Source organism: Salinispora goodfellowii (genome assembly GCF_059570675.1).
Genome location: NZ_JCANTD010000046.1, coordinates 14,973 through 27,675 on the forward strand (window position 1 = coordinate 14,973; position 12,703 = coordinate 27,675).

Sequence of the window (12,703 nt, forward strand, 5' to 3'; positions counted from 1 at the left end):
GGTAGGTAACCGGTGATGCCGGTGGCATCACCGGGCGCACGGTCGCAGTGCAGAGTCATGAGGGTGGTGCCCGGTCGTGAAGGCGGTGTGCCCGTCGTCGCCGGCGCGTTGCCGGCGGCGACGGAGCGGTTGTGGCGGGGTAAGCCGGTTTCGGTGGCTGACCGCCGTCTGGGTTTCCCGGGTGGCGGGTAGGTGGCGCCGCCGGAGGCGCTACCGCCCATGGGGCCGGAGTTCCATGTCATGACGACTTCCTTGTGGACGTGGGGCCCCAGAACACGGGGTGTGGGCCCGTGGGGGCGGGTCAGTGCGTGGTGCCGGGTGCGATGGTCCGGGACGGGGGGGCACGAGTTGGGTGGCCTGCTCGATGACGGCCTGCTGGCGTGGTGATGCCGGCGGCATCACCGGAAGCGTTGGCTATCGCATGGCAGTGAGGGCACACTCCGCACGCCGGCCGTGGGCGGCGACGTGTCCGACGACGAGGGCCTCCAGATGTCCAGCGTCGAGGCACAGGGGTGACCCTCGCCAGGTTGGGGTGATGCCGGCGAGGGTCATGGTGGTGTCGGTGTGGTGGTCGGGACCGTGAGTAGGTCGTGCAGATCGGTGGGGTACTCGCGGATGTCGGCCGTAGCGACGTGACGGACGATGCGGGCACGGTCCAGGACGGCGATGTCGTGGGCGACTTGGTAGGCCAGGGCGAGGTTCTGCTCGGCGAGCAGGATCGCGGTGCCTTCGGCGGCGAGGCCGGTGATGATCGCCGCGAGCTGCTCCACGACGGTGGGGGCGAGTCCTTCGGACGGCTCATCGAGCAGGAGTACGTCCGGGGCGGCGAGCAGCGCGCGGGCCAGGGCGAGCATCTGCTGCTCGCCGCCGGAGAGTTGGTGAGGGCGGTGCTGGCGCCGCTGGGCTAGGACCGGGAACAGGTCGAGCACCTGGCGGGCGTCGATGCTCCTGGTGCGGGTGGGGTGTGGTCGGGGCAGGGTGAGGTGTTCGTCGACGGTGAGTCCGGCGAACAAGCGTCGGCCTTGGGGCACCATGCCGAGGCCGGCGCGGGCCCGACGGCGGGTGTCGCATTCGGTCAAGGGCTGTCCGTGCATGAGGATGTCGGTGCCGGGTCCGGCGGGGTGTAGGCCGGCGATGGTGTTGATCAGGGTGGTCTTGCCGGCGCCGTTGCGTCCGACGACCGCGGCCACCCGGCCGGCCCGTACGTCGAGGGTGATGTCGGTGAGCACTGGTGCGCCGGTGTAGCCGGCGCTCAGGTTACGCACGCGCAGCACTGGTGTGCCGGCCACGGCCGCCGGGGTGGCCGGGCTGTCGGGTGCGGGGCTGGTGAGGGTATCGCCGCCGAGGTAGACGCGGCGTACGTCGGGGTGGTCGCGGATCTGTGCGGGGGTGCCGGTGGCGATGTGCTGGCCGTGGTGCAGCACGGTGACGGTGGTGGCGACGGCGGCGACGAAGTCGAGGTTGTGGTCGACCAGCAGCACGGTCATGTCCTCCGGCAGCGCGCGGATCAGCTCGGTGAGGTGGGTGATCTCCTCGGCGGCGAGGCCGGCGGAGGGCTCGTCGAGCAGCAGGAGCCGGGGCGTGGCGGCGAGCGATACGGCGATCTCCAGGCGGCGCTGGTCGCCGTAGGCGAGTTGGCCGGCGGGTCGTTCGGCCAGGTTGGCCAGACCGACTTGGGTCAGCGCTGCGTGGGCGGCGGTCATGGCACGGTGTTGGGGCCGTAGGGCCGTGAGGCGTTGCCCGGGGACGGCGAGTAGCACGTTCTGCACGGCGGTGAGCGGGCGGGCCAGGGCCGGGTGTTGCCAGGTGCGGGCGATCCCGGCGCGGGCGCGGCGGTGGGCTGGCCAGCTGCTGATGTCGTTTGCGGCGTAGTGGATGCGTCCGGAGGTGGGGCGCAGGGTGCCGGCGACGAGGTGCAGCATGGTGCTTTTGCCGGCGCCGTTGGGGCCGATGATCGCGTGTCGGGCTCCGGGGGGCAGTTCGAGGCTGACCTCGTTGACAGCGCGGCGGGCGCCGTAGGAGCGGCTGACGGTCGCCAGGTGTAGTAGCGCGCTGGTCATGTCCGTCTCCTCAGGAGTCGGGTGGTGAGGCCGGCGAGGCGGTGCCGGGGCAGGTAGGCCAGCAGCAGGAAGGCCAGGCCGAGCAGGGTGGGTCCGTGGCCGCCGAGGAGGCCGCCGGCCCAGTCCCGGGCGGCAACGAGGAAGACCGCTCCGGCGCAGGCCCCGGCCATGCTGCCGGAGCCGATGAGCGCGGCAGCCAGAGCGAGGGCGGATACGCCCATGGCCGCGTCGGCGGGCGAAATGTAGCGGGTGTCCGCGATGGCCAGTGCCCCGGCTGCGCCGGCGATCCCACCGGCGATCGTGTACGCGGCGAGCAGCAGCCGGCCGGTGTGATGCCCGGCTGCCTGCACCCGGGGTTCGTGGGCGGCGGTGGCGCGCAGCAGCGACGCGAAGCGGGTCCGAACGATCACGGCGACGGTCGCGCCGATCAGCAGGGTGCAGGCCAGCACGTACAGGTACACCCAGCCGGGCCGCACCATCGCCGGCAGGCCAGGCAGCGCGACGACGGGCGGTGTGTGGGTGCCTTCGCTGCCGCCGGGTGCCCACTGGTTCGCGGCGGCATGGACGAGTTCGCCGAGGCCGAAGGTGACCATGAGGAAGGTGGTGCCCCGGGCCCGCACCGCCAAGACGCCGGTGACGGCTGCCGCGACGGCGCCGGCAGCGGCAGCGGCGAGCAGTTGGACCGGGCCGAGGCCGGTCAGCGTGGCGACGCTCGCGGCGGTGTACGCGCCGACGACCAGGTAGGCGGCCTGTCCCAGCGGCGCGAGTCCGGCGAGCCCGGCCAGGAGTTGGGCGCTCATCGCGAGGACAGCCATGACCAGGGCGGTGGTGGCAAGAGAGATCAGGTAGGCGTTGACCAGCCACGGCAGCGTCACCGCCGCCACCAGAACACCGACCCCCGCTGTGGGCAGCAGCCACGCTGGTCCGACCCCGCGGCGGCGGTTCGGCGTCTGCGTGATGCCCGCGTCGGGGCGTGGGGTGAGGATGGTGGTCATGCGGGCCGTCCCGGGAGTGCGGTGCGTTGGCGGATGGTGAGCGCGGCGAGCATGGCGGCGGCGAGCAGGAACGCGGCGGCGCCGGGGACGACGGCGACGCCGAGGGTGAGGGTCTGCCCGACGCCGAGTGCGGCGAGCAGGGTGCCGCGGATGCTGCCGAGGCCGCCGACGACGCAGACGATCAGCGAGTACACCAGGATGGTGGTGTCCACGCCCGGCGATGGGCCGATGACCGGCGCCCCGAGCACCCCGGCGGTTACGGCGAGGACTGCCCCACCGACCAGCACCCCGGTCCGGACGAGGCCGGTGCGCAGGCCGATGGCGGCGGCCATGCCCGGGTCGGCGACCACCGCGCGTACGACCGCTCCGGCGCGGGAGCGCTGCACGAACCAGAACAGCCCCACCACGAGCAGCATCCCGACGGCGATGAACCCCAGCCGATAGACCGGATACTGGTAGTCGCCCAGGCTGACCGAGCCGGCGAGCGCCCGTGGTGGGTCGACTGAGCGGGGTTCGGCGCCGAACACGGTGCTGAACTGGTCGGCGGCGATGTAGGCGACGCCGAGGGTCGCCAGTACCTGATCGAGCGGCCGGTCGGTGAGCGGGCGCACCGCGGCGGCCAAGCCCGCTCCCCCGAACGCGCCCACCACCACCGCACCGGCGAGGGCGAGGGCGAGGCCGGCCCAGCCGCCGTCGGCGAGGTACCACGCGAGGTAGGCGCCAGCGAGGTAGAGGGTGCCGTGGGCCATGCTGAGCACTCCGGCCACGCCGACGATCAACGTCAGCCCAGCGGCGATGGTAAACAGCAACAGCCCGTACGCGACGCCGTCTAGCGCGGTGATGGTGTAGGGGTTGGCGAGCCCGTCCAGGCCCACGGCACTCCTCCTTTCTCGCTGCGGGTCCGCCGGTCAGGCGGGGCGACGGCCGACGGTGGTGTGCATCAGGTAGCCCGACATCAACAGCTGCGGGTCCATCAGCACCTCCCGCAGCTCGGTCAGTTCGTCGCGGGTCATCCCGGCGTCAAGCAGCTGCGCCTCGCGCTGAATCGAGTTGCTGCGGTGTAGTAGGCAGATGCCGTCGCCGCCGCGCCAGGACCGGGATTCGATGTGGCTTTCGACCTCGACCAGGCCGGCGCGCATCAGCACCTCCGGTGCCCGCTTGGCCCAGCCCATGTCGGCGCCCTTCGACTCGCCGAAGCCGATCAGCGCGTCGTGGAAGCGTTCGATCAGGTCGGTGGCGCGGGGGCTGGGGCTGCGGCGGATCATGTCCCGCCAGGTGCAGTCCCAGTCCGCCACCACGAGCACTCCACCCGGAACGAGAGCCCTCATCAGCTGGGTGAGGACCTGCTCTCGCTCGGGCAGGTGCATCAGCACCAGCCGCGCGACGACCGCCTGCTGCGACCCCTCCAACGTCAGGTGGCGGATGTCGCCGGCCCGGACGGTGATGTTGGGGCCGGTCGGGATGTAGCGGGGGTCGAGGTCCACGGCAGTGACGTGCCCGGTCGGAGCGATCTGCTCGGACAGCCAGGCGGTCAGGGTGCCCGCTCCGGCGCCGATGTCGGTGACGTTCCAGTCCCGCGTCAGCCCGGCCTCGGTCAGGAGCCGACGGGTGCCGGTGTCGAGGATCTCACCGAGGAGCCGCAGCTGGTTGGCAGCCTCGTCGGTGGCGTTGTCGAACATGTATCCGGCGGTCTGCTCGCCGGCGGTGCTCGTCGTCATCGTGTCTGTCCTTCCGTGGGGTCAGGAACCGAGGGTGGTCAACGTCTGCACGGTGCGGTTGACCCACACCTGCCCGTCCTGGGCGACCTCACGCAGGTAGTACGCCTGCACCGGGGTGTGGTTCGTGGGCCCGAACTGCCAGGCACCCCGGGGCGAGTCGATCGACCCGACCCGCGACAGCGCCGCCGTCAGCGACTGCCCGGTCAGCTCACCACCCGCCCCGGCAACCGCGGCGGACGAGGTTGCCGCACTGACCGCCGTGGAGCTGTCAGACACCGGCGACACCGCTGGGGCGTCGGGGCCGGCGAGCGCTTCGGCGATGGCCTTGTCCAGCACCAGCGCCGCGTCCCACGCGCACACGTGGTAGAGATTCGGCAGCTTCCCGTCGTTGGCCGCGGTGTAGCGGCGCACGAAGTCCCGGTTCGCCGCGTTGTCCAGGGTGGTGGAGTAGTTCAGGGCCGTGTAGATCCCCTCCGCCGCCGAGCCCAACGCCGTCAGCGCCGGGCCCTCGGTGAGGAATCCCGAGGCGTACAGCGGCACATCGACGCCGTACTGCCGGTACTGCTTGACGAACTCCACCGCGGAGGCGCCAGCGTAGAAGGTGTAGACCGCTGCCGCCCCAGATTCCTTGATCTTGGTCAGGTACGGGGAGAACTCGGTGGTCGGGGCCGGCGCCCACGGCGTCCATGTCGGCTCTCCGCCCGGGTTGGCCAGCTTCCCGCCGGCCTTGCGGAACGGGTCGACGAAGCCGCCGATCTGGTCGCGTCCGCCGATGTAGTCCGGGCCGATCACCCACACTCGGCCCTCGCCGACTTTCTGGCGCAGGTAGCCGGCGATCGACGCGCCGGTCTCCTGGCTCAACCACGACGTCGACCACAGATAGGTCGGATCCTCCACCGTCGATGGGCGCCCGCCGGTGCCGATCAGCGGCACCCCGGATTCCTTCAGCACCGGATACAGGGTCTGCACCGTGTCCGCGGTCCCGCCGCCGACCAGGGCGAGGACCTTGTCCTGCTCGATGAGCTTGCGCGCCGACGCGAGCGCGGTGGCCTTACCCTCGCCCTCGTCGGCCTCGATCACCGTGACGGGTCGGCCGCCGAGCTTGCCGCCCAGCTTGTCCAGGGCCAGCCGAAACCCGGCGGCCTGGTCGTCGCCGATCGCTTTGTAGGGGCCGGACTTCGGCACGATCAGGCCGATGCGGATCTCCTCGCCGCTGGCGTCCGAGTCGCCAAGGCTGGACCCGGAGCATCCGGAGACCGCAAGCAGCAGGGCGGCCGCGGTGACGATAGCTCGTCGCCGTCGAGATCGGCCGGTGGTCTGTTGAGGGGTCACAGAAATCCTTTCGTTGACAGGTGCGCATTAGGGACACGCCGGGACTGGCCGTGTTCGGGATCTGTGCGGCTGCTCCTCGCAGCCAGGGGTGATGCCGGTCGCATCACAGGTAGTGGATTGGCTTGCGGCGCCGTCGATGGTGAGCAGGTGTTCCAGGACGTAACGCACGGAGGCGGGCTCGGTGGCGTCGCAGGTCAGGACCGGGACGTGCGACGCCACCCGCAGCGCCTCGCGGACCTCACGACGGTTGCGAGTGCCGCCGAGCGGCCGGTTGATCGCGACCAGGTACGGCAGGCGGCGGGCGTCGAGCCAGTCCAGCGCCGGATACGACACGGGCAGCTGTGTGGTGTCTACCAACACCACGGCACCGAAGGCACCGGCGCTGCACTGGTCCCACATCCACCACCAGCGCCGCTGGTCGGGGGTGGTACGCACGGCGATGGTGACACCGGTGGGCAGCGTGGCGTAGCCGATCTCCCACACGCTGCCCGGTTGCCCGGCCAGCACCGGGTGGCCGTGACTGGCGGACCGCAAGAAGCATGTCTTGCCCACGCCTGGGCCGCCGGTCACCAGGACCGTGACCACCGAGGCCCGGCCGCCTGTCACGCTGGTGTCCCTGTCCACGATCATCACCGCCCGCACGCGAGTCAGCCGGCGGTGCGGGGTCCCGGCTTGGCCTGCTCACCGATCCGGGCCGCGAGGGCCGCCAGTTCGTAGGCGACCTGGGATGTGTCGCAACCGGTGCGGGCCAGGGCCGCCAGCGAGGTGCCGTCGGGCACCTGCTGCACCACGAGCGTTCCATCGGTCATCACCAGCATCTGGAACAGTACGCCGCGGGTCTCCAGCAGTTCGGTGGCACCGCGGGCCAGGCTGACCAGGCCGGACACAATAGCGGCGAGCTGGTCGCCTCGGTCGCTGTCCAGACGAGCGGTGCGGGCCAGCAGCAGCCCGTCACCGGACACCGCGACGACATGGGCCACGTCCGGAATCTGCCGGGCCAAGCCATCCAGCACGACCGAAAGCTGGGAGTTGCGCGGTGTGGCAGTGGTGGGGCTCATCCGTGTTCTCCTGTCGAAAGGGGAGGGGTAGCAGCCGCGGCTCGCAGGCCGCGTAACGTGCCGGCGACCTGCGCCCGGATCGCCGCGGGATCGATCGGCGCGCACGGCTCCTCGGAGTGGGTGCGCGGTGTCGGTATCCCTGCCGGCACCACGTGCGCTTGGGAACGGCGCCGGGGCAGACCGGAGGTGGTGCGCCCGTCGGTAGCCGGCTCAGCGGTGCTCGCCGCAGCCTGCCAGCCCGCGTCCGCCGCGGTCTGGAACCCACCGTGCCCGTCGCCGCTGTGCGGCCACAGCCACGGCGACTGGTCCGCCAACTGCTCAAACACTTGGGCATCCGCCGGCTGGGCAGTGCCCGCCGGCAACGGAAGCAGACCCTCGCGGCGCACCAGCGGCAGCTCCCTCGTCGCGTCCGACAGCGGCGCGGTCGGGGATGACTGGGTGGGCCCGGTCCAGCCGCTACCGGTTCGCGGATTCGGTGGCACCGACGCGCCAGCCGTATTGACCGGCGGCGCGACCGGCTGCTGAGGCCCTCGCTGGATCTGGCTGGGAACGACAATCTCCCGTACGTGCACCCGGGTCACGTACTCGGCCGGTACGGTCACCTCGGCCGTGATGCCGGACGGCCGGCTCGGGGTCAGGCGCACCGTCACGCCGAACTCACGGGCAAGGCGGGACGCCACGACCAGACCCATCTGGTCGGTGACCGTGACCTCCACCTCCGGACTCGACAGCAGCGCGTTGGCGCGTTCCAACTGCTCGGAGGTCAACCCGAGGCCGGAGTCGACGATGAGGATCTGCACGTCACGCCCAGCCCACACCGCGCGCACCTGCACCTGGTCGGCGGAGAAGCGGGTAGCGTTGTCCAGCAGCTCCGCGAGGATGGACTTGACGGCGTCAACCGCGCGGGCGTCGATCTCGACCTGGACCAGCCGCTCCATGCTGATCCGAGCGAAGCCCTCGGTTTCCGACGACGCCGCCTGGATGAGGTCGCCGAGCTCCACCGGCTGTCGCTGCACCTGGCCCGGGCCACCACCGGCGACGATCAGCAGGTTCACGCCGTAGCGGCGCAGGCGCGTCGCCTGCTGGTCAGCGTCGAACACCCTGGCCAGCCGCTCCGGGTCATCCTCATCGCGTTCAAGGTTGTCAATGCTGGCCAGTAGCTGCTCCGTCAGCGCCTGCACCCGGCGCCCAACCGACGTGATCATCGCGCTCACCAGAGCCCGGCTCCGCGCCTGATCCACCGTGGCGTCCACCGCGGAGCGAAGTACCCCGTTGAAGGCGTCTGCGACCCGGCCCACCTCATCCCGACCGACCACCGGCACCGAGACCCCGCCAGCGTCCTCGGCCAACCGCTGGGCCTCCGCAGGGTTCGAGGTGGCCCGCAGCCGTGCGACCAGGCCCGGCAGCTCGACATCCGCCACCCGCCGCGCACCCTGCTCCAACATTGACAGCTGGCCCACCAGTGACCGCGCCACCCGCAGCGCGGTGAACACGGCAACCGCCAACATCACTATCAGCACACTGGCCTGCAGCACCGCTGCGCGAACCTGCTCCATCCACAGGCCGTCGGCGGTAGCCCCAACGTCGCCGTTCACCGTCGCCTGCACCTGGGCCAAAAGCTGCGCCCGGGCGGTCATCACCCGGCTCCACTGCTCAGCACCACCCGGCAGCCGTACCGGCTCGTACACCGCGGTGCCCGACACCACCCCGTCTATCCGTACGGCGGCCAGCACGTCCGGGCCGGTCAACGTCCGACCCACCAGCGCCTGCCACAACGGCCGCGCCAGAGCGTCGAACTCACGCAGCGCCTCGTCTTGGGCAGAACGAGTGGCCACCACCTCGGCATGTAGCGCCGGGGTCAACCGCCGCGCCGCCACCGCCTGCAACACCGCCACCTGCTGCTGGCCCACCGACTCCCGGGCCCGCGACAACGCCGCCGACGCTCGTATCTCATCCGCGAGCTGAGGAGTCACTCCGCTCTGCGCTACTGCCGGCAGCAGGTCATCAAGATCAGCGACTATCCCGCGGTAGCCGAAAGCTACCGCCGACAGCGACACCTGCCCGTCACCACGCACCCGCTGCCGCTGCGCCCTCATGTCCACCAAGCCGGCATCTACCCGGGCCAACACCACTCGCACCGACTCCGGGAGCTCATCAAGCCGGTCAAGCCGGTCGCGCTGCTCGTGGAACCGCGACAACGCGCGGTCCGTGTCCTGGACTGCCCGCTCGAAGTCCGCAGGAGTGACCGTCGAGCCAGGCAACAGCAAACCCACCGCGGCGTTGCGCTCGGCCTGAAGCCGCTGTGTCACCCCCGCACCGGCCGCACTCGCCGCGAACATGTCCGCGGAACGCTGCGCGGATCTTGCCTCCGCGATCGACGACCAGAGGCCGAAACCCGTCGAGAGCACCGCCGCCAGCGCGGTCGGTACCACGATCAGCGCCGCCTTGACCCGGACCGGCATGTCGGCCAACAGCCGCGTTCTCGCAGCCGAGCCCTGCCTCGTCGTGCTGTCCAACCCCACCATCCTTGTAGTCGTGCCCCTGACGACAGGCCGCGATTCGCGAGAGAGGGCACTCACGCGGGCCGCCGCTCAACGGCCGTGCCCGAGGGCGAGGCCGGCCCCCTACATGAGCGACACCAACCGCTAGATCTCCGCCTCACGAGCCAACCCGCCACGCCATCTAGAACCAGCCCAACCAGTAAGGCGATGGCCACCAACGCCTGTCCCACAACGCTCCTTTCTCGGCGCCCCGCACCCGGCTCAGACAGGAGCACGCTTCAGGCCTGGATGATCCGGCTTGTGAACGAGCCGCAGCGCAGCCTCGGGCACGCATCAGGCCGTCGAACCGCTCGGCGTCGTCGCCCGTGATGTCGATACGGGAACGCAGGTGTGCGGTGACTTCTGGCAGGAGACGACACCCGGGCACTGCGCGACCTCATCAATCACGACGCAGCATGACTGTCATAGCGTCCTCTCGGTGTTGGGCATGGTGAGGCTGATGCCGGCGGCATCGGTTGCTGTGCTCCGCGCGTGCGAGGGATCGCCCATGGCGCGGTCAAGAGATCGCGGCCCGAGTGCAGGGAGTCCACGTCTCGCATGTTCAGGGCGGGGCCGGGCAGCAGCCCGAACCACAGCCTCGGCAACGACACCCGTCAGGGTTAGCGACATCTTGTCCCGCCGTTGATGCAGCCATCCTCCGATGCCTAGCAGCAAAACACAAGACATCATGTGGGGTAAATGACGTTGGGGGGTGAGCATGGAAGTTAGACCTCCATATGCCTGACCTCGGCCCGTTGACACTGCTGTCGGCGACGGCAAGAGCCTTAGTTGCAGGGTGTAGTGGGAGCTAGTGCAGATCACAGCGATCCGGGCGCAACGCCCACGCAATGCGCGGGCGCAGCGGGCGCAATCACGCTTGCCTTGCGGCACGTTCCCGAGCCCTTTTAGCGTGATCTTTAGCCGTGGCGGGGTGACCGGGCAGCCGCATTCCCGCTTCCCAGGGGAATGACTTCAGCTGTTCAGCCACTGGCCGGCGGCTGCAGTGGGCCAGACGATTCCGCTCGACCCGCTGTGTCCCTCACTCGCTAACGACTCTCGGAGTTTCCGCGAGTCTGACGAGTTGCTGCACATCGCCGAGTTGACTTATCACCCGGGGTCCCCGCATCGCTGGCGTTGTCCAGTGCACTCTGCACCGGTGCCAGCCCAGCGACCGTCTCCTGCGGCGTGCCCTGGCGGGGCACCGCCGCGGTCGCCTTTGCCGCCTCCCCGACCGACGCGGAGAAGCGACCAAAACCGGCCTGAACGTTCTGAATCGGGTCGCGGACCCGGGCCATACCGACGGCCACAGCGGCGAACCCAGCGCCCGCGGCACGAGCGCCGACCTCCTGCGCCTGGCTACCGGCTGCGGCGGTCAGACCGCGAGCTTTGTCGACGCCAGCGGTCAGGGCGCCCAACTCGCTGTGGATCTTCTCGATGATCGACACGTGAAGCACTCCTCCGATCGGCGATGACGCGATGGCTGCGTCCTAACGGGTCGTGCCATCGGGCCAGTGACCGGCCTCGAGCGACTTGTCAGACTGGTCTACATAGCACTGACTGCGGGCTTGCCGGTACCACGAAGCTGGGCGTGAACGCCGGTGAGGCCCCTTGGCCTTGCACTCCACGAACATCTGCCGGATCACCCAAGACGTGCGCTCCGGGGCCTTCCACGATCAACTGGTCAACGAGGTCCCTATCTCGCTCGATAGCGTGAGGTGGCGGTACTGCGGTCAACCGTCGGTGTTCCGTGCTGCTGGCGCTAAAGCCGAAGTGCCTGCCAGTCGAGCACGCCGTCACCGAGCGCGGTGACCGCCCCGACTAGGCCCAAACGGCGTGCTCGCACATCCGGGTCCGAGTCGAGGCGGCGGTGACCGCTGAGCCGAGCTGGCCTGCCGCCCCGATGATGACGCGCAGGATCATGGCAGGGACTCCCTACGCAGTTCTGCGGCGTACTTCGCGCCCCAGGTCATCGTCTTCCACGGTCAGCCCGGCCTTCTGCACGTGCGTCTGCAGCGTCGGCGGATCAACCCAGAGCCAGGGAACCAGTCCCCGATCCGGTCGCGGTATCGCAGGCGCAGGGTTACCTCACCCGGGTACGCGTCGCGGCTCTGTGCGGCCTCGCCCCATGCGACGTGGCCAGGTCCACGCCAGTCGACGCTGGTGACAAGCAGGCGCCCGGCGGGTGTCATCCATCCGGCCAGATGGGGGTTTGTCAAATTAACGGCCCCGTCTCACATTCGGTTTGCGCCGGGAGGCGCTGTTGGTTCGAGTGGAGGTGAGAGACCACCACCTTCGGCCTGTCGTAGCAGGTCGATGTAGCTGGGGCAGCCTGATGCGGGTGGTGCCGGGGAGAGTGGGAGCAGCCCTGACAACGCCGGGACGTGCCAGTACTGCCAGATGGGGCGGGTCCGGCTAGCGAGGTGAAGAGGAGTACGCGAGGAACCGGCATCTTACGTCCTTCAACAGTGACACCGACTCGAACCTGGTGGATGAGGGTCGGGCGTGATGACAAACCCTGAACGGCCGCGGGCGCGCTGGTCAGCGTGAAATGCCGGAACGACCTCCGCTCGGCCGAGCTTCGGGTCATCCGGAGAGATGGTCCCCGCGAACCGACTGTAGCTTGTAGAGCGGTTATGAACCGTCAATCCTGGGGCTTTGCAGGAGTGCTCCGGGTACCGTGGCCGACGAGTCGCTGCGCTTCACTGGTGACCTGTGGGGAAGCGATCGGTGCCCAGGCGGCGAACAGGCTGCGGAAGTACGCGCCGTACTTGTCCGCGGTAGGGGGATCTTGCTCGATGACGTCCACCTCGTTAACGATGCTGAGATCCACAAAGGGTCGCATCTGGCCGGGGCTCAGGTGCCACGTCTGGTCGGTGAAGCGGTCGACGACCTCACCGGTCGTCGCTAGCTCTCGCCAGGTTCGCCTGCGGTCGCAGGCCCCGTATAGATAGACCAATGCCTCAGCGTTGTCACCGATGAGGTTACGCAGCGTGGCTCGAT

General features: G+C 70.0%; 9 protein-coding genes and 1 pseudogene. All 10 read right to left on the reverse strand.

The features are described from left to right. Nucleotides 1-548: 548 nt before the first annotated feature. Nucleotides 549-2,060, reverse strand: coding sequence for an ATP-binding cassette domain-containing protein (locus T398_RS24875; protein ID WP_496450262.1), 1,512 nt, complete (start codon nt 2,058-2,060; stop codon nt 549-551). After that, nucleotides 2,057-3,055 carry a branched-chain amino acid ABC transporter permease gene (locus T398_RS24880; protein ID WP_496450263.1) on the reverse strand — a complete coding sequence of 333 codons (999 nt, stop codon included), beginning with the start codon at nt 3,053-3,055 and terminating at the stop codon, nt 2,057-2,059. The genes T398_RS24875 and T398_RS24880 overlap by 4 nt, the downstream gene beginning before the upstream one ends. After that, nucleotides 3,052-3,930, reverse strand: coding sequence for a branched-chain amino acid ABC transporter permease (locus T398_RS24885; protein ID WP_496450264.1), 879 nt, complete (start codon nt 3,928-3,930; stop codon nt 3,052-3,054). Before T398_RS24885 ends, T398_RS24880 begins: the two co-directional genes overlap by 4 nt. A 33-nt stretch (nt 3,931-3,963) precedes the next feature. Beyond that, nucleotides 3,964-4,773, reverse strand: coding sequence for a class I SAM-dependent methyltransferase (locus tag T398_RS24890; protein WP_496450265.1), 810 nt, complete (start codon nt 4,771-4,773; stop codon nt 3,964-3,966). A 21-nt stretch (nt 4,774-4,794) separates the two neighbouring features. After that, nucleotides 4,795-6,105, reverse strand: coding sequence for an ABC transporter substrate-binding protein (locus T398_RS24895; protein ID WP_496450266.1), 1,311 nt, complete (start codon nt 6,103-6,105; stop codon nt 4,795-4,797). 27 nt (nt 6,106-6,132) lie between these two features. Beyond that, entirely contained in the window at nt 6,133-6,711 is a 579-nt protein-coding gene (locus T398_RS24900; RefSeq protein ID WP_496450267.1) for a hypothetical protein, read from the reverse strand. Between the two features lie 41 nt (nt 6,712-6,752). Next, complete coding sequence (locus T398_RS24905; RefSeq protein ID WP_496450268.1) at nt 6,753-7,163, reverse strand: roadblock/LC7 domain-containing protein; 411 nt, start codon at nt 7,161-7,163, stop codon at nt 6,753-6,755. After that, a complete protein-coding gene (locus tag T398_RS24910) occupies nt 7,160-9,688 on the reverse strand; it encodes a sensor histidine kinase (RefSeq protein ID WP_496450269.1) in 2,529 nt (842 codons plus the stop codon). Before T398_RS24910 ends, T398_RS24905 begins: the two co-directional genes overlap by 4 nt. A 1,087-nt stretch (nt 9,689-10,775) precedes the next feature. Continuing rightward, nucleotides 10,776-11,148: pseudogene (locus T398_RS24915) on the reverse strand (DUF6244 family protein); the annotation flags it as partial. A gap of 1,196 nt (nt 11,149-12,344) precedes the next feature. Next, the coding region (locus T398_RS24920) for a DUF6817 domain-containing protein (protein ID WP_496450270.1) at nt 12,345-12,703 on the reverse strand (359 nt) is incomplete at its 5' end.